Genomic DNA, 20,798 nt, shown 5'->3' with positions numbered 1-20,798 from the left:
CTCTCCTTGAGGGTTCAGGCGGTCTTCGCCAGCAGGCCGTCACTGACCTGGGCCAGGTGATGATCGGCATCGCCGAACAGCAGGTTGATCAGGGTCAGGCGCTTGAACAGGTGGGCGGCGAACATCTCGTCGGTCACGCCCATGCCACCGTGCAATTGTACCCCTTCCTGCCCGACAAACCTTGCGGCCTGGCCGACGAGGGTCTTGGCCATGGAGATTGCTTCGCGGCGGCGGGCGCGGTCATCGGAGTCCGCTTCGCTGGCGGCCAGAATGGCCATGGTTTTGGCCTGTTCGGTGTGGATGAACATGTCCGCCATGCGGTGCTGCAGCGCCTGGAACTTGCCGATGGGCATCCCGAACTGCTTGCGGGTCTTGATGTACTCCAGGGTCGCGGCGTTCATGGCTTCCATGGCGCCAACCGCCTCGGCACACAGTGCGGCAATACCGAGATCCACCGCTTTCTCGATGACCGGAAAGGCCTCATCCACCGTGCCGATCAGGTTGTCGGCGCTGACCGTCACGTTGCTGAAGCTGATCTCGGCGGTGCGGTGGCCATCGTGGGTGGCGAAGTCGTCCACGGTGACGCCTTGGGCATGGCGATCCACCAGGAACAGCGACAGCCCGGATTCGTCGTTCACCTCGCCACTGGTGCGCGCGGAGACGATCAACTGGTTCGCCTGCCCACCATGGAGCACGGCGGTCTTCTGGCCGCTGAGCAGGAACTGGTCGCCGTCCTTGCGGGCGGTGGTCTGTACATGGCTGAGGTTGTAGCGTGCCCCAGGCTCACTGTGGGCCAGGGCCAGCAGCCGTTCACCGCTGGCGATGCCCGGCAGGATATCGGCTTTCTGGGCCTCGCTTCCGGCATCCCGGATCAGCCCACCGGCCAGCACCACGGTGGCCAGGTAGGGCTCCACCACCAGGCCGCGGCCGAGGTTTTCCATCACCACCAGGGTGTCGATGGCGTTGCCGCCCAGCCCGTCGTAGTCTTCCGGAAAGGTGAACCCGAGCAGGCCCATCCCCGCCAGCGCGGACCAGGTGGCGCTGTCGGTGCCGCGTCCGGATTTGATGATGTCTGCGCGCTTTTCAAAACTGTATTCGTTGGTCACGAAGCGGCGCAGAGAATCGCTCAGCATTTGCTGTTCTTCGGTCAGATCAAAATTCATAAACGTCTCTCCAAACTTTGGAAGCTGAGGGCTCTTTACAGACCAAGCACGAGTTGCGCGATGATATTGCGCTGGATTTCGTTGGACCCGCCAAAGATCGACAGCTTGCGCATGTTGAAGTAATCGCCGGCGGCGGGTGTGGCATCGACCGAGCCGGGGCGCGGGCCGGTGTAGTCCAGCTCCAGTGCGTCCGGAATATGGGCGATGGCATCCTGACCGGTGGCTTCCATCAGCATTTCGAACAGTTGCTGGCCGATCTCGGTACCGCGAATCTTCAGGATCGACGCCTGCGGCCCGGGACCACGCTTGTCGGTCAGCACCCGCAACACGGTCAGCTCCAGCGCCCGCAGTTCCATATCCAGCTGCGCCAGCCGGTCGCGGAAGCGGGTATTCTCGATCAACGGCCGTTGACCATCCTGCTCTTCCCGCGCCACGGCCTTGAGCCGCTTCATCAACGCCTTCCACTGCCCCACGTTAGCCAGGCCGGTGCGCTCATGGCCCAGCAGGAACTTGGCGTAGGTCCAGCCCTGGTTTTCCTCACCAATCAGGTTCTCGGCAGGCACTTTGACGTTATCGAAGTAGACCTCGTTAATCTCATGCTCACCGTCCAGCATGATGATGGGCCGAACCTCGATGCCCGGGGTGTTCATGTCGATCAGCAGGAAGGAAATGCCCTGCTGCGGTTTGCCCTCGGTGCTGGTGCGCACGAGACAGAAAATCCAGTCGGCATGCTGGCCCAGGGTGGTCCAGGTTTTCTGGCCGTTGACGATGTAATGGTCACCTTCGCGTTTGGCACTGGTGCGCAGCGACGCCAGGTCGGACCCGGCGCCGGGCTCGGAATAGCCCTGGCACCACCAGTCTTCACCGCTGAGAATGCCCGGCAGGAAGCGCTGTTTCTGAGCGTCGTTGCCAAAGGTCATGATCACCGGTGCGACCATGCGCAGCCCGAAGTCGAGCTGGCGCGGCGCGCCGGCGAGGGCACACTCTTCCTCAAAGATAATCTGCTGAATCGGATCCCATCCGGTCCCACCAAACTCTTCCGGCCAGGTGGAAGCACCCCAGCCCTGATCAAACAGAATCTTCTGCCAGCGTTCGGTCATCGCCTTGTCCGGGCGCAGGCGTTTCTGCACCCGTTCGCGGATGTCGTCCGGCAGGTTGTCTTCAAGAAACTGGCGAACTTCAGCGCGGAACGCCTCTTGTTCGGGGGTGTAGTTCAGGTCCATGGAGCACCTCTTGTCTGGTGGCTGAGGTTAACTTGTGAGTAGCCTGCGAGTTTGTAGTGCCGGGCCTTCTGGCTCGGGTGGTTGCACCGGGCGGGCATCCCCTTTCAAAACACGCTCCTTCGGCCCATCCCTGGGGCGCTTGGGCTCCGCCATCCATGGCTCCGCACAGTTTTGAAAGGGGCTACCCGCCCGGCGCTTCGAGCCTGTGCGCGCCTGCTCTGGGAAGTTGAGTTTTTTTGGGCTCGGCCCAGCCGTTCTAGCGCTGCAGCTGTTGGCCATTGCACGAAGCTACGGGCGCCTGTTGGGTGGGGTGTTCCGAAACTGTGCGGAGCCAGGGATGGCGGAGCCCAAGCGCACACGGACGTGTTTACAGCGTGTTTCGGAACACCCCACCCAACAGGCGCTACCCCCCAAAGCCTCAGGCAATCAGAGTCTTAGGCAACCTCAAACAGGCCAGCGGCACCCATACCAGTACCAACGCACATGGTAACGACGACGTATTTGACGCCACGGCGCTTGCCTTCGATCAGCGCGTGGCCGACCAGGCGGGAACCGGTGGTGCCGTAGGGGTGACCGACCGCGATGGCGCCGCCGTTGACGTTCAGGCGGTCCATCGGAATGCCCAGTTTGCGCTGGCAGTAGAGGACCTGAACGGCGAAGGCTTCGTTGAGTTCCCACAGGCCGATGTCGTCGACCGACAGGCCGGCGCGCTTGAGCAGTTTGGGAACCGCGAATACCGGGCCGATGCCCATTTCGTCGGGCTCGCAACCGGCGACGGCAAAGCCACGGAAGATGCCCAGTGGCGTGGCACCACGCTGTTCGGCGACTTTGCTGTCCATCAGTACGCAGGCGGAGGCGCCGTCGGAGAACTGGCTGGCGTTGCCGGCGGTGACCACGCCGCCTTCCATCGCGGAGCGAATCTTGCTGACGCCTTCCAGGTTGGTGCCCGGGCGGATGCCTTCGTCCTGGCTGACGGTCACTTCCTGGCTGCTGAGCTGACCGGTGGCCTTGTCGGCGACGCCCCTGGTGGTGGTGATGGGCACGATCTCGTCGTCGAACTTGCCGTCCTGACGCGCCTGATCAGCCAGGTTCTGGCTGCGAACGCCGTATTCGTCCATGTCTTCTTTCTTGATGCCGTAGCGCTTGGCGACTGTCTCAGCGGTGTCCAGCATGGACCAGTAGAGTTCCGGCTTGTTCTTCGCCAGCCAGGGTTCCATGAAGTAGTTCTGGTTCACGTTGGCCTGAACCGTGGAGATGGATTCAACACCGCCGGCAACCATGACCGGCACCCGGTCCACGACAATGTGATGGGCTGCCATGGCGATGGCCTGCAGGCCGGACGAGCAGAAGCGGTTGATGGTGGCACCGCCAACGGTCACTGGCAGGCCGGCGCGGATGGCGCCCATGCGCGCGACGTCGTTGCCGGTGGAGCCTTCCGGCAGGGCGCAGCCCATCAGCACGTCTTCGATTTCGTTAGGGTCGACCTTGGAGCGCTCGACCGCGTGCTGGATGGCGTGACCGGCCAGGGTGGCGCCGTGGGTCATGTTCAGGCCGCCGCGCCAGGATTTGGCCAGGGGCGTACGGGCGGTGGATACGATGACAACATCATTGGACATAACAATTCTCCTCAGTTCGGAGCGGCGGCCTTTCGATAAGGGATGCGCCGCCCCGGATCAATTCGTGGACCGGTTACTTGGCGTCAAAACCCTTGCCTTCTTCGGCGCGCTTGGCCAGCAAGGCCGCCGGCTCCCAGAAACCAGGCTGGGTGTGACGGTCTTCGGTGAAGGCCTGCATGGCGCGAACCACGTTCGGCAGTCCCACTTCCTCGGCGTAATGCATGGGGCCGCCGCGGAATACCGGGAAGCCGTAACCGGTCAGGTAGACCATGTCGATGTCGGAGGCGCGCTGGGCGATGCCTTCGTCCAGGATCTGGGCGCCTTCGTTCACCAGGGCATAGACGCAGCGCTCGACGATTTCCTGGTTGCTGATCTTGCGCGGGGTAATGCCCAGCTCGGCGCGGACTTCGTCCACCACCTTGTCCACTTCCGGATCGTGCAGGGCGTTGCGGTTGCCCGGCTCGTAGCGGTAGAACCCGGCGCCGGTCTTCTGGCCGTAGCGGCCCATTTCGCACAGGCGATCGGCCACAACCATTTTCACCATGTCCGGGTTTTCTTCGTATTGTCGCTTGCGGATGGCCCAGCCGATGTCGCCGCCGGCCAGGTCGGCCATGCGCAGCGGGCCCATGGCAAAGCCGAACTTCTCGATGGCCTTGTCGATCTGCTGCACGCTGGCGCCTTCTTCCAGCATCAGCAGGGCTTCGCGCTGGTACTGGTTGATCATGCGGTTGCCGATAAAGCCGTCGCAGACGCCGGAGACCACGGCGGTCTTCTTGATCGCCTTGGCCAGTTTCATGGCGGTGGCCAGTACGTCCTTGGCGGTCTTGTCACCGCGTACCACTTCCAGCAGTTTCATGATGTTGGCGGGGCTGAAGAAGTGCAGGCCGATGACGTCTTCCGGGCGTTTGGTGAAGCTGGCGATCTTGTTCAGATCCAGGGTGGACGTGTTGGAGGCCAGAATCGCGCCGGGCTTGCACACCTCGTCCAGCTTCTCGAACACGGACTGCTTCACGCCCATTTCCTCGAACACCGCTTCGATCACCAGATCGACGTTGCTCAGGTCGTCGTAGGTGAGCGACGGCGTCAGCAGTTCCATCTTGGCCTTGGCGTCGTCTTCGCTCATGCGGCCTTTTTTCACGCGGCCTTCGTAGACCTTCTGGATGGCTGCCACGCCACGGTCCAGACCTTCCTGCTTCATTTCCACCAGGGTGACCGGGATACCGGCGTTGAGGAAGTTGATGCTGATGCCGGTGCCCATGGTGCCACCGCCGATCACACCCACGGACTGGATGTCGCGGACCGGGGTGTCAGAAGGCACGTCCGCAATCTTGCTGGTCAGACGCTCGGAAAAGAACGCGTGACGCAGCGCGCGGGATTCCGGGGTCTGCATCAGGGTCACGAACGCCTCGCGCTCCACTTCCATGCCCTTGTCGAAGGGCTTGGTCACGGCCGCGTGCACGGCATCGACGCATTTCAGCGGCGCCGGGTAGTTCTTGGTCATGGCTCCCACGGTGTTGCGGGTGAACATGAAGAAGCCTTCCGGATTTGGATGCTTTGCTTTCAGGTCGCGTACTTTCTTCAGCGGCAGGTTTTCGCTGACCACCTTGGTGGCGTAGGCAATGGCGGCGTCCAGCAGTTCGCCATCCACGATCTCGTCAAACAGGGCGCTGCCCTTGAACTGCTTGGCCGGGACTACGCTGCCGGAGACGATCATGTTCACCGCGTGTTCGGCACCGATTACCCGTGGCAAACGCTGGGTACCGCCGGCACCGGGCAGCAGGCCCAGTTTGACTTCCGGCAGGGCGATCTGGGCATCCGGCTTGGCGATGCGATAGTGGCAGCCAAGCGCCAGTTCCAGACCACCGCCCATGCAGGCACCGCTGATGGCGGCGATGACCGGTTTGCGGCTGCTTTCCACGAAGTTGATCACGGTGTTCAGGTTGGGCTCGGCAAACGCTTTGGGAGAGCCGAACTCGCTGATGTCGGCGCCGCCGGAGAAAGCGCGGTCGGAGCCGACCAGTACTACGGCCTTCACCGCGTCATCGGATTCCGCCTGGCGAATGCCATTCACAATTCCCTGGCGCAGGGCCAGGCCAAGGCCATTGACCGGCGGGTTGTCGAGTCGGATGACGGCAATATTGCCGTTCACGTCGTAATGGGCAGTACTCATGTGGCAGCTCCCTGTTACTGGCATCGGTTGAGATCGAGGGTATACGGACCCTGCATTGCAATATCCATACACTGGTGTATTGTTTGTCCATACACTAATGTATGTTCAAGTCACGGTCAACGGTTTCAAACTTGTGATCGCCGTTGATGTAGAATTCGGAACAAACCGCCAGTAGCAGGACCCTATAGTCAATATGACGGACGCCAAACCGCCGCACCGCCCCCGCCGCAAGTCGCCGGAAAAAGCGCAACTGACCCGCGACGACTGGCTCGACGCCGCCGCCGGTGAAGTGGCCGCCGGCGGTTTCGGCCAGTTGCGGGTGCTGACCCTGTCGAAAAAACTCGGCGTGACCCGCGGCAGTTTCTACTGGCACTTCCGTGACCACGAAGATCTGGTGGTCAGCTTTCTCAACCGCTGGCGCGACCGGCGGCTGCACGAACTGCAGTACTGGAAGCCCCAGGGCGGTGATGTGGAAACCGAATTGCGGCAGATCCTGGAACTGCTGCTGACCGACGCCTCCCGCAACATTCGCCGCCTGCAGGTGGAGCTGGCGGTGCGGGATTACGCTCGCCGCCACGACTACGCCGCGGATCTGGTGACCGAAGTCGACAGTGCCCGCATCAACCAGAACTGCACGCTGTTCCAGCGGCTCAGCAGCGACCCCCAGCGGGTGAAAGATCTCTCCCTTTTGCTGTATGTGGCGACCATCGGCTCCCAGGTGGTGCTGACCGGCAAGAAAGGCGACGAAGCCACCATTCGACGTATTGAAGACCTGATGGCCCGGGTAGTGCTGGGGCAACGGGACGAAGAGCAGGCCGAATGACGAGTCGGTGGTGGGCGATGATGGCACTGCTGGCCTGGGCCTTGGGCGGCAGCGCTGCGTACGCCGCCAATGACGGCTGCATGGACGGCGCGAAAACCGATCTCGAAAAACTCTACTGTCAGGTGGTTCGTGAAGGACAGGGCGCGGGCCTGCCCTCGGCCACGGATTTCCGCCGCAATGGTCCCCAGGTGCAGCGGCTGTTGCTGCGCCGCCCGGCGGGACGTCTGGGGTTGAAGGTGCCCGACGCTGGCGCGGAAACGCCGCCGGCACCCCCGCGCCCGGAACGGGTCCCCCCCGCGCCGGCGCAGGCGGTGCCATCCACCGATGGACGGCTGGCGGACTGCCGCCTGGCGGGCGAACGCCTGGTGTGCGGCCAGCAACAGTATGAGCTGGCAAGCAACCAGCCCAACAGCCAGCTGGCAGACGGCGTGCTGGCTGCGGACAATCGGCTGGGCCTGGCCCCGTTCAAGGGTGACCGCAGCGACGAGGAAGCGGTCCGACGCTACCTCTCGGACGCGTACGACCGCTATATTCCCAAGATGCTGGATATCGGTCTGGGCGCCAACACCAAGAGCTTTACCGCCTTCCATAATGCCTTCCACACCCTGGAGGCCAGCGGTGTCGATTTCGCCGCGCGGATGGAACAGACCTTTGCGTTGCTGAAACGGGACAAGAAAACCCTCGGGGTCAAAGCGCGCTATCACAATGAGCTGCCCCGGGATGTGTCGCTGTGTACCGTCATCAATGCCGACGTCATCGTGTGCGATAACGTCGGCACCAACTGGGTGTTTGTGCAGGCTGGCCGCTAGCACGGTCAGACAGTGTGCACCGGCCGGCCCAGATCCCTCAGCACCGTCTCGATCACCATCGGGCTCCACAGCAGGCGGTGGTGTCCCAGACCCTGGGTACGCAATACCGCGGCCTGTTGCCAGCTGTTGGCAACCCGCTCGCTGTCGTCCGGCGAGATCGAGCCGTCGTCGTTATCAATCACGATCAGCCCGCGATGGGTCAGCGACGGCGACAGGGTCTGCAGATCCAGCCGATCCCACAGGGTTTTGCCAAAGCGTTCCTCCATCAACTGCAGGTGCACGGCCAGAACCGACGGGGTCAATCCCAGCTGCCGGCCCAGGTTGTCCATCACTGCGGCAAGGCTGACCGGTGGCGCCAGCATGGCCAGATAGCTGACCTGCAGGCCATCGGCGATGGCCCTGGCAACGGCCAGGCAGCCCATGGAGTGGGCGAGCACGCCGTGAACCCGGCCGACGCTGGTGGCGACTTTTGCAATCACCTCGGCCATTTCAAACAGGTTGGTACTGTCGCCCTGTGCGCGCCCGTGGGCGGGGGCGTCGAACAGCACCACGCGATAGCCGGCCTGCACCAGCGGCTCTACCCAGGCGCCGTACTGGATGCCGGCGCCGGCCCAGCCGTGTACGCCAAGAACCACCGGGCCTTCGCCCCACGAATACACCGGAAGGGTATTGCTGCCGTGATGAAGCTGGGTGTGACTGTCAGCGGTGTCCAGCAGGTACTCGTAGCGGGACGGCATCGGCAGACGAGACGGCTTGAGGGCCATGTGATGCACCAGCCGACCGGCCTTCTCGGGTGACACCCGGGCGTACAGCTGCAGCGCCAGGCGCGTGGCGGCCAGGCCCGCGTTGCGGGCAGTCCTGGGCGCGGGCGGAAAGTTTTCGAAATGCGCGTTCAGTTGTGAGGTCATGGTGAAAGTCCTTCTTCCTGCATTGGTGGATGACAGGTTCAGATTAGGACTTGCGGGGCGCCAGCAGGAGTGTCATATTTGACATATAAAGTGCGAAACAGGACATTCCCCATGTTCAATATTGCGATCGTTGCTCTGCCCCACTGCCATGCCTCGGGCGTTCACGGGGTGATGGATTTTTTCACGGTGGCCAATTTCTGCGGTCGCAGTCCCGCAGGTCAAAGTGAACCACTGTTCAACTGTCAGGTGGTCACGGTGGACGACCAGCCCGTTCATGGATACAGCGGCGCGTTGGTTACGCCCACCATCAAGCGCGGGGAATTTGAAGCGGATCTGGTGGTGGTCGGGTCGTCGGTGGAAGCCGCCGTTGGTGCGGAACGTCTTGAGCGCACGCTGGCGCCGTCGAGAGCCCTTCACGGCTGGCTGCGGGCGGCGCAAGAGCGTGGGGTGGTGATTGCCAGTGTCTGTACCGGCAGCTTTGTGCTGGCGGAGGCGGGGCTGCTGGATGACCAGATAGCGACCACCCACTGGCGCGCCGCGCCGTTGTTCCGCAGCCGTTATCCGCACCTGCGCCTTGAGGAAGACCGGTTAGTGGTGGATAACGGCCAGATTATTTGCGCCGGCGGAGCCTCTGCTTTTACGGACCTGTGCATCTATCTGGTGGAGCGTTTTGCCTCACCGGCGGTCGCCCTGGCGTGTAGCAAGTTGCTGGTGCTGGATGGTCGCCGCGCGGAGCAGACCCCCTACATGGCGTTCTACAGTCGCAAGGCCCACCAGGACGGGGCGATCCGCAAGGCGCAAGCCTGGCTTGAACAGCATTACGCTGAGGCGCTGGCCATTGATGACGTGGCCGCCGCCGTGGGTCTGGGCCCCCGCACCTTCAAGCGCCGCTTCAAGGAGGCGACCGGGGAAACTCCGCTGGGTTACCTGCAGCACCTGAGGATCGAAGCGGCCAAACACTTGCTGGAATCCAGTCGCGAACAGACTGCGCGGATAATCTGGAGCGTGGGCTATGAGGACGCCAGCTCCTTCCGGCGGCTGTTCAAGCGCACGGTGGGCTGCACCATGGAACAGTACCGCAAACGTTTCAGCTATGTGTCGCCGGTGGAACGTCGCAGTGTGACTCCGGTGTTAGAGCTCACACCCTGAACTGACCCACCAGCAACCGCAGATGCTCTCCCAGGCGCGCCAGCTCCTGACTGGCGTCGTTGGTCTGGTCGACACCGGCGCTGCTGTCCCGCGCGGCATCGACGATACGTACCACGTTGGCATTGATTTCCTCGGCTACCTGACTCTGCTGTTCGGCCCCAGTAGCGATCTGGGTGACCTGATCGTGAATGTGTTCCACCGACCGTTCAATGGTCTGCAACGCAGTGGAGGCGTGGGTAATCCGCTCGACGGTTTCGCCGGTCAGGTCGCGGGATTTGTTCATGCGCTCAACGGCGTTGCCGGACTCCTCAATGAAACCGTCAATCATGGTGCGGATCTGGTTGGCAGATTCGCTGCTGCGCTTGGCCAGCTGCCGTACTTCGTCCGCAACCACCGCAAAGCCGCGGCCATGTTCGCCGGCCCGCGCCGCCTCGATGGCAGCGTTCAGCGCCAGCAGGTTGGTCTGATCGGTCACCTCGTGAATCACATCCAGTACGGAGCGGATGTCGTTACTGCGTTCAGACAGGGCGTTGATCGCGGTGGCGCTGTCTTGAATGTGAGTCGACAGGCCATCGACGGTCTGCTGGGAGAGGCTCATGGTCTGACCGCCTTCTTTGGCGAGTCGGTCGGCATCCGAGCCGGCAGACTGCACTTCGTTGGCGTTTTTGGATATTTGCTGGATGGTGGCGGCCATTTCGGTAATGGCCGAAGCGATCTGGTCGGTCTCTGAACCTTGCCTCTGCACCGCGTTGCGGGTTTCCTGAGCGATCTGGCTCAGCTCTTCGGCGGCGGAGGCCACCTGGTTGGTGGTGTCGCCCACGTCGCGAATGGTGCCCTGGATGCGGGAGACAAAATTATTGAACTGGTGCCCCAGCTCCGCCAGCTCATCGGTGCCGTGAGCGGGCAATCTCTGGGTCAGATCACCTTCACCACTGGCGATTTCGGCCATCGTTCCGGTCACTTGGCGCAACGGACGGGTAACCGTGCGTCCAATAAACAGGCCGAAGGCGATGGCGACGGCCACCACCACGGCAGCGATGGCAAATATGAAGGTCAGTGCGGCGGTGATGTTGGCGGCTATTTCAGCCCGCGCGGCGGCCACCGTACGCTCTACATTGGTCACATACACTCCGGTGCCGATCACCCAGTTCCACTTGGTGAGGGCCAGGGAATAGGAAATCTTGGGTTCCACTTCACCGGTGGCGGGATTTTTCCAGGTGTATTCATGGTAGCCGCCGCCATTCTGGCCGGCGTCGAACAGGGAGCGCAGCAAGGCCTTGGACTGTGGCGTACTGTTTTTGACGTAGCCTTCCGCAGAGGGCTTGGGTCGGAACGCCAGGTTATAGGAATCGTGGGTGTAGGCGAAAATGTAGTTGTTGCTGCCAAAGCCCATGGAGCGAATGATATCCCGTACCCGCAGCTTGGCTTCCTCCTCGGGTATCGTGTTATCGGAGTATGCCTCATCAATGGCCGTGCGAGCAGACTGCACAATGTGTTTCAGGCCTTCTTTGTGGGACTCGATCAGGTTAGAGCGCAAGCGTTCCACTTCCTTGTCACCATTGCTTTGCATCAGGTGTGCGGTCGTCCAGGCGATAACCGCGGCCGAGGCCACCACCGGCAGAACCGTCGCAATCAGCAGGCGGGTTCGTATTCTGAGCCTGTTTAGCGCGCCCATTGTTTCACTCCACGAAATTTAGGTTCATTTTTGCGAAACAGATTAGCTTCATAACAACCGTAAAACGATTGAAATTTGTAACCGATGGCCGGCGGTCCGGCCCGGCTGCGGCGTCGGTCGGCATACGTCCACTTCCTTACGGAAAAAAAGCCTTTGACAAGCTATGCTTACGGGCCTTCACACTGGCCGGAACGCTCTGAATGCTTGACTCTTTTTTTGCCACTTACCTCAGCAGTACGATTCGTTTTCTGTTCCTGCTGGCTCCCTTCTTCGTGGTAACCATGTTTCTGGCGCTGACCCGCGGCCTGCCGGCGGCGGAAAAGGCATCCATTATCCGCCGCGCCTGCGTGTCGGCGTTTGTGCTGGGGCTGGTGTTGTTTTTTGCCGGCCCGCTGTTGTTCAGCGCCATCGGCATCACCCTGAATTCCTTCCGCATCGGCGCCGGTAGCCTGCTGTTCCTCACCGCCATCAGCCTGGTCACCAGCGGTACCCGTAACCACGCCACCGGCCTGCCGGAAGAAGACCGGGATGACATTGCCGTGGTTCCCCTGGCGATTCCGGTGATGATTGGCCCGGCCACCATTGGTGCCATTCTGGTTTACGGGGCAGAGCTGAAAACCGTACCGGACGTGGCGGGCGGGCTGCTTGGTCTGGTGTCCGGGCTGGTGATTCTGGGCGTTTTGTTGCGGCTGTCGGGCTATCTCGAAAAAGTGCTCGGCAAGACCGGGCTGAACATTCTGTCCAAGATCAGTGGGTTGATTCTGTCGGCCATGGCGGCCGAGATTGTGCTGACCGGTATTGCGGGGTTCATTGCCTCCACTTAGAGTAATGGGCGATGTCCCTGAGCCGTTGAGGAGACCCCATGGCTGCCAATACCATCGAACTGAACCGCAGTCGCCAGGATTTTGCCGGCATCGAGTCGATCTGGCTGTTCGGCTATGGTTCGCTCATCTACAAGGTGGATTTTCCGTTTCTCGAGCAGCGGCCGGCCCGCATTGAAGGCTGGGCCCGTCGCTTCTGGCAGGGCTCCCACGATCACCGCGGGACGCCGGAGGCGCCCGGGCGGGTGGTTACGCTGATCGAACAGCCAGGTTCGATCTGCAAAGGCATGGCGTTCCGGGTATCGCCGACGGTGTTCGAGCATCTGGATCATCGTGAAAAGGACGGTTACCTGCGCTTCACCACGACGCTGACGTTCGACGACGGCCGTCAGGAGCAGGGTCTAGTCTACATTGCCACCGAAGACAACGAGGCGTTCATGGGCCACGCCCCGGAAGCCGACATTGCCCGACAGATTGCCGCGGCGGCCGGCCCCAGCGGTCGCAACGACGAATACCTGCGCAAGCTCGCCGAGGCACTGCGCCACCTGGGCGACGACGACCCCCACGTGTTCATGATTGAAAGCCTGCTGCCCTGCTGATCGCGATACTCAGGTGTTGATTGATGCTTCCCGCCGCTGAGGCACCGGGTTGAACCCTCGGGCCGGCGCTTTGCGCCGGTGTTTCAGGCCGATCAGCACCAGTGGCACGACGATCATGGAGCTGCCGGCAAGGAACCACAGGTCCGGGACTTCGCCGAACCAGATCCAGCCGATGCCCACAGCCCAGATCAGGCCGGTGTATTCGGCGCTGGTGACCTGGTTGGCATCCACCTGCCGGTACGCCAGCAGCACGGTAATGTTGTAGCCCAGGATGAACAGCGCAGATCCCAGCGCGCTGACCAGTATGGCGCTGTCCCAGCTGGCGCCTTCCCACAGGGCCAGTGCGGCCGCGGCGGGTAGAATCAGCACGTAGTTCAGAAACAGCTTGTGAACCGTGGACTGTTCTTTCGGCAGTTGGCGTACCATCACGGCGTTGACGGCCAGGGCGAACGCGGACGCCAGTGCCGCAACGGCGGCCCAGTTGAACTCCATCGGCCGCAGGATGACCACGATGCCGGTGAAGCCGCTGAATACGGCAAGTACGCTCAGTGGTGTCAGTTTTTCGCGGAAGATGAACACCGACAGCACCATCACCAGGATCGGGGCGGCGTAGAAGATGGCGTTGGCGGTGGCCAGGGGCAGATTGCCCAGTGCCACCACCATGCAGACGATGCCGGCCAGGTGAATGTGGGCGCGCAGGGTGTGGATTTTGGCGCCGGCGAACAGGGCCTTGCGGTTCAGTTGTCCGGCCAGCGGCAGCAACAGCACCAGGGTGATCACGCAGCGCAGGAAGGCAAACTGGAAGATCGGTGCGCCCGGTTCCAGCAACTTGATAAAGACGTCTGAAATCAGTGCCATGGCGTTGCCGATGACCAGCAGAAGGATGGCGCTGTTTACGGTTTTTCCTGACATTTGGTTGACCTCAAACTTTTCTGCTTCGGTGGATGGGCCGGTCGGCAGCGCCCCATCCGAAAACCGCTGTGAATACGTCCCTGTACGCTTGCTCTGCGCCATCCTTGGCTCCGAGCATTTTCGGAAGGGCTTTACCCAACCTGCTCTCTTACTTTCAGTATTCGCCCTGAGTACACACCTTTCCGAAACACGCTCAAGCACATCCATGTGGCGCTTCGGCTACGCCATCCATGGCTCCGCAGAGTTTCGAAAAGGCGTGTACTCAGAGCTCCCCGGATTGTGTGAAGGCATTTTAGTGCTGTGCTAATATCCGATAAAATGATCTTTAATCACTATCAATTAGAAAATTAGATAATGAAGCTGCCACCCCTCAAAGCTCTCCCGGTTTTCGAAGCCGTTGCCCGCCTGAACAGCTTTTCGCTGGCGGCGGATGAACTGGCGGTCAGCCAGAGCGCCGTCAGTCATCAGATCAAACAGCTGGAAACCTATCTTGGGGAAACCCTGTTCATTCGCACCGGGCGCTATCTGGCGATGACCGAAGAGGGTCGGCAGTACTTGGAGGCGGTCAGTTCCGCGCTGCTGCAGATCGAGCGGGCCACTGAACAGCTGCTGGGCCATGAAGAGTCGCGGTTACGGCTGTCGGTGTTCAGTTCGTTTGCGGTGCGCTGGCTTGCGCCGCGACTGCCGGAGTTGCAGCGCACCCATCCGCAGGTGGAGTTGTCGCTGGAGATGAGCAGTGAGAATCCGGTGCTGTCGGACCGGGTGGCGGACTGTTTTATTACCATCAAGCCGGATTCGCCGGCGTTCAGTTATGAGCTGCTGTACAAGGAGCGGCTGTTTCCGGTGTGCAGCCAGGATTTCTGGCAGCGCATTCGTCGGGAGCTGATGCTGGATGAAGACGCTGGAGATCCGGCGTCGGTGGCGTTAACGCCGGAACAGGTTGCGCAGTTTCCGCTGTTGTCCACCCACAGTATTTACGACAAGCAGGGCGGTGACTGGGAGGCGTGGTTTCAGGAAGCCGGGCTGGGTATGCCCGCTTCGTGCCGGCTGCTGCATTCCAGCCATATGCTGCTGTCGCTGGAGGCGGCGCGGTTTCACCAGGGCATTGCTCTCACCAACGATTACATGCTCAGCACACGCAAGGATTCCGAGGATTTCGTGAAGCTGCCCTGTCACTTCGTGGTGACCGGGGACAGGTTTTACTTTGCCTGGAAAACCAGCCGTCGCCGGGAGCGCGGGATTCAGTTGCTCCGGCGCTGGCTGGTTTCACAGGCCGTGGAAGGCGGCCTGCGAAGTGAGGATGAAGGTGACAGGGCTCAGGTCTCCCGCTGATTTTTCCTGCGTTCCAGCCGGTGCTGGAATTCCCCGATGATGCCGCGACGGAAGGTCATTACGCACACCACGAAGATGACGCCGAGGATGACCTGCACCCAAGAGCCGAAGGATGACAGCTCGTGGCTGAGAGCGCCCACGGTAATCGCCCCGAGTACCGGTCCGAAGATGGTGCCCAGCCCTCCCACCAGGGTCATCAGGATGACTTCGCCGGAGGTTTGCCAGTGGGCACTGGTCAGTGAGGCAAACTGGAAGATGATGGCTTTGGCGGCGCCGGCCATGCCCGCCAGGGTGGCGGAGAGCACAAACGCCATCAGCTTGAAGTGGTCGATGTCGTAACCCAGCGACAACGCGCGGGACTCGTTCTCGCGAATGGCCTGCAGCACCTCGCCGAAGGGCGAATGGATGGTGCGGTAGATGATGCCGAAGCCTACCAGGAAGATGGCGAACACGAAGTAGTACATGGCCAGGTCGTTGTTGAGGTCGATGAACCCGAACAGGTCGCCGCGGGGAATGCGCTGGAGGCCGTTCTCACCGCCGGTGAAGGGCATCTGCAGCGCCAGGAAGTAGATGATCTGCGCCAGTGCCAGGGTGACCATGGCGAAATAGATGCCCTGGCGACGGATGGCCAGGTAGCCGAACAGGGTGCCCAGCACCAGGGCGAAGCCGGTGCCGGTGAGTATGCCGATCAGTGGGCCAAAGCCCCACTCCTTGGTGACGTAGCCGGCAATGTACGCGGCGCCGCCGAAAAACGCGGCGTGGCCGAAACTCAGCAGCCCGGCGTAGCCCAGCAGCAGGTTGAAGGCGCAGGCAAACAGGGCAAAGCACAGCAGGTCCATCACAAACACGGGGTAAGCGAAGAAGGGGGCGGTCAGGCCGGCCACGAGCATCACGATAAACAGGATACGGTTGGTCATGGGTGGCTCACTTCTCCTTACCGAACAGGCCGGCGGGGCGGAACAGCAACACCAGCACCATCAGGAAGAAAATCACGGTGTTGGCGGCGGGCGGATAGAACACCTTGGTCAGGCCTTCCACCAGGCCCAGGGCGAGGCCGGACAGGATGGCGCCCATGATGGAGCCCATGCCGCCGATCACCACCACGGCGAACACCACAATGATCAGGTCCGCACCCATCAGCGGGCTGACGGAGTAGATCGGCGCTGCCAGCACGCCGGCAAGGCCCGCGAGGCCCGCGCCGAAGGCGAAGGTCAGGGTGACCATCAGCGGGACGTTGAGGCCGAAGGCCTGGGTCAGGTCCGGGTTCTCCACGCCGGCCCGCAGGCGGGAGCCGAGCTTGGTGTGCTCGATGAAGAACCAGGTGGCAAAGCACACCACCAGCGAGAACACGATGGCAAACAGGCGGTAGGTGGGGAAGTACATGAACCCGAGGTTCACCACCCCGCTGAGCACTTCCGGCTGGCCCGGGTAAGGGGTGCCGGAGACGTTGAAGTAGTTGGCAAACAGCCCCTGCAGGATCAGCGTGATCCCGAAGGTGAGCAGCAGGCCGTAGATGTGGTCCAGATCGTAGAGGCGCTTGAGCATGGTGCGCTCGATGATCACCCCCAGCAGCCCGACCAGCAGCGGCGCCACAATCAGTGACGCCCAGAAACCGATCTGCAGGCTGATTCCGAACCACTGCTCCAGGAAGGAGTAGCCGATCAGTGCAATAAAGGCACCCAGCATGTACATGGCACCGTGGGCAAAGTTGATGATATTCAGCAACCCGAATATCACCGCAAGCCCGAGACTCAACATGGCGTAAAACACGCCCACATTAAGCCCAAGCAGTGCCTGGGACATAATGACCTGTATCGACACGTTGGCAATCCCCCTGAAGCAGTGGTAATTCGGTTTGCTTAGTTGTTAACCAGCTTGCACGTGGTATCTTCCATCGAGATGTAGGCCTGGTCGGCCGGGATCTTGGATACCACTTTCAGCAGGTCCCATTCCTCGGTGGCTTCTTCAGGTTTTTTCACTTCCACCAGGTACATGTCGTGCAGCATGGAGCCATTGGGGGCAATCTTGCCGCCTTTCACGAACACGTCGTTCAGGGTCATCTCGCCCAGCGCCTTGCGCACGGCGTCGCTGTCGTCGGTTCCGGTTTCGTCGATGGCTTTCAGGTAGTTGCTGACGGCCGAGTAGACACCGGCGTGCACCATGGTGGGCATCGCACCGTGACGGTCGTAGAAACGGCGCGACCACTCCTCGGCCTCATCGTTCTGGTTCCACACGAACGCGGTGGTGAACTGCAGGCCCTGGGCGATGTCCTGGCCCATGCTGTGTACGTCGGAGATGAACACCAGCATGCCCGCCAGCTTCTGGCCACCCTGCACGATGCGGAACTGATTGGCCTGTTTGATGGCGTTCACCGTGTCCTGACCGGCGTTGGCCAGGCCGATGACGTCTGCCCCGGAGGACTGGGCCTGGATCAGGTAGGAGGAAAAGTCGTTGGTGGACAGCGGCGCTTCCACATCACCGACCACCTCGCCGCCGAGGCTTTCCACCACCGCCGAGGTGTTATCCCGCAGTGAGTGCCCGAACGCGTAGTCGGCGGTAATGAAGAACCATTTCTCGCCCCCGTTCTTCACCATGGCGGTGGCGGTACCCACCGGAAGCGCGTGGGTGTCATACACGTAGTGGATGCCGTAGGGGGTGCACTGGTCTTCGGTCAGCGCGGTGGTGCCGGCGCCGGTGTTGAGGGTGATGACCTTGCGATCCGAGGCCAGGCCCTGCACCGACAGCGCCACGGAGGAGTTATCCAGCGCGGTGATCATGTCGACGTTCTCGGCGTCAATCCACTCCCGCGCCGTGCTGGCGCCGATGTCGGGCTTGTTCTGGTGATCGGCCGAGACAATCTCGATGGGTTTGCCAAGGACCTCGCCGCCGAAATCCTCCACCGCCATTTCGGCGGCAATCACGGCACCGGGCCCTTCCAGGGCCTTGTAGACCCCGGACATGTCACTCAGTACCCCGATCTTGACCATGTCGTCGGACAGGTTGGCGCTGGCGGCCAGCGGCATCGCGAGACTGGCAGCGGCGACAGCGCCGGCCAGGCCATTCGTCAAGTGCTTGAACATAGCGGTATTCCTCTTCTTATTAGAGTTCAGGGTCCGCGGTCGTCAACCGGACGGGCCCGGTGTCAGACACTCAGGTGCCTGTTCAACTGCTCTTTTTTGGCCTCAAGATCGGCCGCGTCAATCTGCTCCACCACCTTGCCGTGTTCAATCACGTAGTGTCGGTCGGCCAGCGGGGCGGCGAAGCGGAAATTCTGTTCCACCAGAATGATGGTGAAGCCCCGCTCGCGAAGCTTGCGGATGACCCCGTCCAGGGATTTCAGGATGACCGGCGCCAGGCCCTCGGTGATCTCGTCCAGCAACAGCAGGCTGGCGCCGGTGCGCAGGATGCGGGCAATGGCGAGCATCTGTTGCTCGCCGCCGGACAATTTCGAGCCCTGGCTTTTCCGCCGCTCCCGCAGGTTGGGGAACATCTCGTAGATCTCCTCCACCGACATGCCGCCATCAGCCACCGCCGGCGGCAGGGTGAGGTTTTCATCCACATTGAGAGAGGCGTAGATGCCCCGTTCTTCCGGGCAGTAGCCGAGCTTGCCGACGTGGGCAATGCGGTGGGTGGGCATGTTGATCAGCTCGGTGCCGTGGACCTTGATCGATCCGGTGCGTTTGCTGACCAGGCCCAGAATGGCCTTGAGCGTGGTGGTGCGGCCCGAGCCATTGCGTCCGAGCAGGGTGATGACCTCGCCCTCGTGCAGGCTCAGGTTCAGCCCGTGCAGGATATGGGATTCGCCATACCAGGCGTGCAGGTTTTCGATTTTCAGCAGTTCCGGGCGGTTGTCAGGCTGCATCGGTGGTCCCCATGTAGGCTTCCATCACCGACGGATTGGTGGAGACCGTGTCGTAGTCCCCTTCCGCCAGTATCTCGCCGCGGCTCAGCACGGTGATGCGGTCGGCCAGCGTCGAGACCACGTTGAGATTGTGCTCCACCATGACGATGGTGCGGCCTTCCACCACCCGGCGGATCAGGTCGGTCACGGTGCCGACGTCCTCGGAGCTCATGCCCTGGGTCGGTTCGTCCAGCAACATCAGCCGTGGCTTGAGGGCAATGGTGGTGGCAATTTCCAGCGCCCGTTTCTGGCCGTAGGGCAGTTCCACCGCCTTGACGTCGCCGAACTCCTGCAGCCCCACCTGTTCCAGGCACTCCTGGGCTTCTTCGTTGAGCTGATCGAGGATCTTCTTGGGACGCCAGAAATGGTACGAGACCCCCAGCTTGCGTTGCAGCGCGATGCGCACGTTCTCGCGGGCCGACAGGTGGGGAAACACCGCGGAAATCTGGAACGATCGCACCAGCCCGTGCTGGGCAATGCCGGCCGGGCGGGAATGGGTGATGTCGCGGCCGTCGTAGATGATGTGGCCGGCGCTGGGCTTGAGGAACTTGGTCAGCAGGTTGAAGAAGGTGGTCTTGCCGGCGCCGTTGGGGCCGATGATGGCGTGGATGGAGCCGGTCTCGACTTGCAGGTTGACATCTTTTACGGCGGTAAAGCCTTTGAAGTCCTTGGTCAGATTCCGGGTTTCCAGAATAATACCAGGTTGCTTTGCCTGCTCGCTCACGGAAAGACACCCCTTTCATGGCCCGGCGAACATCATCGATCGCCAGTTTGTTATTGGTTGTTATTTACAGCTTTTTCGGGAAAGGTCGCCGATACTGCCGAATGAACTCGACCTTCAGTAATAGTCGGGGTATCGCGAATCTGTCAAGGCGGGCCAGATAAAGAAAAGGAGGCCAGGCGGCCTCCTCAAGGATAATGCGGTATTACAGATATTGGTATCGAAGCAGCCGATGCTTGATGCGTTCGAGGATCACCTGATCGATCACGGCCGCCAGAACCGCTATCACCAGAATGTTGGTCATCACCCCGGTCATGTCGGCGATTTCGCCGGAATAGGCGAGGGATTTTCCGAGCCCGGCGCTGAAGCCCACGATCATTTCGGCGGAGATCAGTGCCCGCCAGGCGTTACCGAACGCCAGTTGCGCGCCGGTGATCAGCTCCGGGGTGACCGCCGGGAAATACACCCGCTTGAGCATCTGCAGTTTCGACGCACCCATCACCCGCGCCGCGGAGATGTGCACCTTCTCCACGCTCTCGGTGGCGTTCATCACGCTCAGGGCGGTGGGGAAAAACGCGCCGATGGCCACCACCACGATGATCGGCAGGTTGCCGAACCCCATCAGAATCAGGAACAGCGGCACCCAGGCAATGGAGGGAATTGACTGCAGGATGATGATGGCGGCCTTCAGGGTGCTGCGCACCGCGTTCAGCGTGCCGCCCACCAGCCCGAGCACGATGCCGAAGAACAGGGCCGCGCCATAGCCAATGCCCAGCCGGCTCATGCTGTTGCCGAGGCCTTCATAGAACTCGGCACTGTTGAGCTCCTCCCACAAGCGTTGGAGGGCCACATGCACGTCGGGCATCAGGAAGTCCGGCAGGAACCAGGCTGCCACCTGCCAGAAGAACAGGATAACGGCGATGGCAATGACGTAGGCGCGCTTGCTGGCAACGCCGGTACTCTGGGCGTTACTCAT

General features: G+C 61.7%; 19 protein-coding genes. 6 read left to right on the top strand and 13 right to left on the bottom strand.

From position 1 onward, the window contains the following. Positions 1 to 14: 14 nt before the first annotated feature. The 4 genes from DYI22_RS05220 to DYI22_RS05205 form a co-directional block, all read right to left on the bottom strand. Positions 15 to 1,163, bottom strand: a complete 1,149-nt coding sequence (locus DYI22_RS05220) for an acyl-CoA dehydrogenase family protein (RefSeq protein ID WP_213476986.1) — start codon at positions 1,161 to 1,163, stop codon at positions 15 to 17. 35 nt (positions 1,164 to 1,198) lie between these two features. Continuing rightward, positions 1,199 to 2,386: an acyl-CoA dehydrogenase family protein gene (locus DYI22_RS05215; RefSeq protein ID WP_213476985.1), complete on the bottom strand. Its 1,188-nt coding sequence runs from the start codon at positions 2,384 to 2,386 to the stop codon at positions 1,199 to 1,201. Positions 2,387 to 2,820: 434 nt separating this feature from the next. Then, the gene (locus DYI22_RS05210; protein WP_213476984.1) at positions 2,821 to 4,002 is read right to left on the bottom strand and encodes an acetyl-CoA C-acyltransferase; all 1,182 of its coding nucleotides are present in this window, start codon (positions 4,000 to 4,002) and stop codon (positions 2,821 to 2,823) included. A 73-nt stretch (positions 4,003 to 4,075) separates the two neighbouring features. Then, a complete protein-coding gene (locus DYI22_RS05205; protein WP_213476983.1) occupies positions 4,076 to 6,172 on the bottom strand; it encodes a 3-hydroxyacyl-CoA dehydrogenase NAD-binding domain-containing protein in 2,097 nt (698 codons plus the stop codon). Between the two features lie 193 nt (positions 6,173 to 6,365). On the opposite strand from DYI22_RS05205, the gene DYI22_RS05200 reads away from it, so the two are divergent. Further along, complete coding sequence (locus tag DYI22_RS05200) at positions 6,366 to 6,995, top strand: TetR/AcrR family transcriptional regulator (RefSeq protein ID WP_213476982.1); 630 nt, start codon at positions 6,366 to 6,368, stop codon at positions 6,993 to 6,995. Further along, positions 6,992 to 7,804 carry a hypothetical protein gene (locus DYI22_RS05195; protein ID WP_228300824.1) on the top strand — a complete coding sequence of 271 codons (813 nt, stop codon included), beginning with the start codon at positions 6,992 to 6,994 and terminating at the stop codon, positions 7,802 to 7,804. The genes DYI22_RS05200 and DYI22_RS05195 overlap by 4 nt, the downstream gene beginning before the upstream one ends. Positions 7,805 to 7,809: 5 nt before the next feature. Here the strand turns inward: DYI22_RS05195 and DYI22_RS05190 are convergent, their stop codons facing one another. After that, positions 7,810 to 8,712 carry an alpha/beta fold hydrolase gene (locus DYI22_RS05190; protein ID WP_213476981.1) on the bottom strand — a complete coding sequence of 301 codons (903 nt, stop codon included), beginning with the start codon at positions 8,710 to 8,712 and terminating at the stop codon, positions 7,810 to 7,812. A gap of 111 nt (positions 8,713 to 8,823) precedes the next feature. Here DYI22_RS05190 and DYI22_RS05185 point away from each other — a divergent pair, with 111 nt between their 5' ends. Continuing rightward, positions 8,824 to 9,861 (top strand): GlxA family transcriptional regulator, encoded by a 1,038-nt coding sequence (locus tag DYI22_RS05185; protein WP_213476980.1) that lies wholly within the window; start codon positions 8,824 to 8,826, stop codon positions 9,859 to 9,861. Here the strand turns inward: DYI22_RS05185 and DYI22_RS05180 are convergent. Then, a complete protein-coding gene (locus DYI22_RS05180) occupies positions 9,851 to 11,536 on the bottom strand; it encodes a methyl-accepting chemotaxis protein (RefSeq protein ID WP_213476979.1) in 1,686 nt (561 codons plus the stop codon). The genes DYI22_RS05185 and DYI22_RS05180 overlap by 11 nt on opposite strands. 200 nt (positions 11,537 to 11,736) lie before the next feature. Between DYI22_RS05180 and DYI22_RS05175 the strand changes: the two genes are divergently transcribed. After that, the gene (locus DYI22_RS05175; RefSeq protein WP_213476978.1) at positions 11,737 to 12,360 is read left to right on the top strand and encodes a MarC family protein; all 624 of its coding nucleotides are present in this window, start codon (positions 11,737 to 11,739) and stop codon (positions 12,358 to 12,360) included. Between the two features lie 38 nt (positions 12,361 to 12,398). After that, positions 12,399 to 12,956, top strand: a complete 558-nt coding sequence (locus tag DYI22_RS05170; RefSeq protein WP_213476977.1) for a gamma-glutamylcyclotransferase — start codon at positions 12,399 to 12,401, stop codon at positions 12,954 to 12,956. 9 nt (positions 12,957 to 12,965) lie between these two features. Here DYI22_RS05170 and DYI22_RS05165 read toward each other — a convergent pair whose 3' ends face one another. After that, complete coding sequence (locus DYI22_RS05165; RefSeq protein ID WP_213476976.1) at positions 12,966 to 13,868, bottom strand: DMT family transporter; 903 nt, start codon at positions 13,866 to 13,868, stop codon at positions 12,966 to 12,968. A gap of 354 nt (positions 13,869 to 14,222) precedes the next feature. On the opposite strand from DYI22_RS05165, the gene DYI22_RS05160 reads away from it, so the two are divergent. Next, the gene (locus DYI22_RS05160) at positions 14,223 to 15,200 is read left to right on the top strand and encodes a LysR substrate-binding domain-containing protein (protein WP_213476975.1); all 978 of its coding nucleotides are present in this window, start codon (positions 14,223 to 14,225) and stop codon (positions 15,198 to 15,200) included. Here the strand turns inward: DYI22_RS05160 and DYI22_RS05155 are convergent. From DYI22_RS05155 to DYI22_RS05130, 6 genes are all read right to left on the bottom strand, one after another. Further along, positions 15,185 to 16,117 (bottom strand): branched-chain amino acid ABC transporter permease, encoded by a 933-nt coding sequence (locus tag DYI22_RS05155; protein ID WP_213476974.1) that lies wholly within the window; start codon positions 16,115 to 16,117, stop codon positions 15,185 to 15,187. The genes DYI22_RS05160 and DYI22_RS05155 overlap by 16 nt on opposite strands. 7 nt (positions 16,118 to 16,124) lie before the next feature. Beyond that, positions 16,125 to 17,003, bottom strand: coding sequence for a branched-chain amino acid ABC transporter permease (locus DYI22_RS05150; protein ID WP_213477295.1), 879 nt, complete (start codon positions 17,001 to 17,003; stop codon positions 16,125 to 16,127). 56 nt (positions 17,004 to 17,059) lie between these two features. Beyond that, positions 17,060 to 18,280 (bottom strand): ABC transporter substrate-binding protein, encoded by a 1,221-nt coding sequence (locus tag DYI22_RS05145; RefSeq protein WP_213476973.1) that lies wholly within the window; start codon positions 18,278 to 18,280, stop codon positions 17,060 to 17,062. Between the two features lie 62 nt (positions 18,281 to 18,342). Continuing rightward, positions 18,343 to 19,062 carry an ABC transporter ATP-binding protein gene (locus DYI22_RS05140; protein ID WP_213476972.1) on the bottom strand — a complete coding sequence of 240 codons (720 nt, stop codon included), beginning with the start codon at positions 19,060 to 19,062 and terminating at the stop codon, positions 18,343 to 18,345. After that, complete coding sequence (locus DYI22_RS05135; protein WP_213476971.1) at positions 19,052 to 19,825, bottom strand: ABC transporter ATP-binding protein; 774 nt, start codon at positions 19,823 to 19,825, stop codon at positions 19,052 to 19,054. The genes DYI22_RS05140 and DYI22_RS05135 overlap by 11 nt, the downstream gene beginning before the upstream one ends. Positions 19,826 to 20,027: 202 nt before the next feature. Next, positions 20,028 to 20,798 (bottom strand): ABC transporter permease, encoded by a 771-nt coding sequence (locus DYI22_RS05130; protein ID WP_213476970.1) that lies wholly within the window; start codon positions 20,796 to 20,798, stop codon positions 20,028 to 20,030.

This window comes from Marinobacter lipolyticus, assembly GCF_018424605.1.
GTDB classification, from domain to species: Bacteria; Pseudomonadota; Gammaproteobacteria; order Pseudomonadales; family Oleiphilaceae; genus Marinobacter; species Marinobacter lipolyticus_B.
This window is presented reverse-complemented; position numbering and strand designations above follow the sequence as displayed.

Coding starts and splice junctions, on each gene's coding strand:
- DYI22_RS05155 (WP_213476974.1), bottom strand. CDS start 16,117: ATGACCAACCGTATCCTGTTTATCGTGATGCTCGTGGCCGGCCTGACC.
- DYI22_RS05170 (WP_213476977.1), top strand. CDS start 12,399: ATGGCTGCCAATACCATCGAACTGAACCGCAGTCGCCAGGATTTTGCC.
- DYI22_RS05185 (WP_213476980.1), top strand. CDS start 8,824: ATGTTCAATATTGCGATCGTTGCTCTGCCCCACTGCCATGCCTCGGGC.
- DYI22_RS05175 (WP_213476978.1), top strand. CDS start 11,737: ATGCTTGACTCTTTTTTTGCCACTTACCTCAGCAGTACGATTCGTTTT.
- DYI22_RS05130 (WP_213476970.1), bottom strand. CDS start 20,798: ATGAGTAACGCCCAGAGTACCGGCGTTGCCAGCAAGCGCGCCTACGTC.
- DYI22_RS05150 (WP_213477295.1), bottom strand. CDS start 17,003: ATGTCCCAGGCACTGCTTGGGCTTAATGTGGGCGTGTTTTACGCCATG.
- DYI22_RS05210 (WP_213476984.1), bottom strand. CDS start 4,002: ATGTCCAATGATGTTGTCATCGTATCCACCGCCCGTACGCCCCTGGCC.
- DYI22_RS05220 (WP_213476986.1), bottom strand. CDS start 1,163: ATGAATTTTGATCTGACCGAAGAACAGCAAATGCTGAGCGATTCTCTG.
- DYI22_RS05190 (WP_213476981.1), bottom strand. CDS start 8,712: ATGACCTCACAACTGAACGCGCATTTCGAAAACTTTCCGCCCGCGCCC.
- DYI22_RS05205 (WP_213476983.1), bottom strand. CDS start 6,172: ATGAGTACTGCCCATTACGACGTGAACGGCAATATTGCCGTCATCCGA.
- DYI22_RS05165 (WP_213476976.1), bottom strand. CDS start 13,868: ATGTCAGGAAAAACCGTAAACAGCGCCATCCTTCTGCTGGTCATCGGC.
- DYI22_RS05160 (WP_213476975.1), top strand. CDS start 14,223: ATGAAGCTGCCACCCCTCAAAGCTCTCCCGGTTTTCGAAGCCGTTGCC.
- DYI22_RS05180 (WP_213476979.1), bottom strand. CDS start 11,536: ATGGGCGCGCTAAACAGGCTCAGAATACGAACCCGCCTGCTGATTGCG.
- DYI22_RS05140 (WP_213476972.1), bottom strand. CDS start 19,062: ATGCAGCCTGACAACCGCCCGGAACTGCTGAAAATCGAAAACCTGCAC.
- DYI22_RS05145 (WP_213476973.1), bottom strand. CDS start 18,280: ATGTTCAAGCACTTGACGAATGGCCTGGCCGGCGCTGTCGCCGCTGCC.
- DYI22_RS05200 (WP_213476982.1), top strand. CDS start 6,366: ATGACGGACGCCAAACCGCCGCACCGCCCCCGCCGCAAGTCGCCGGAA.
- DYI22_RS05195 (WP_228300824.1), top strand. CDS start 6,992: ATGACGAGTCGGTGGTGGGCGATGATGGCACTGCTGGCCTGGGCCTTG.
- DYI22_RS05215 (WP_213476985.1), bottom strand. CDS start 2,386: ATGGACCTGAACTACACCCCCGAACAAGAGGCGTTCCGCGCTGAAGTT.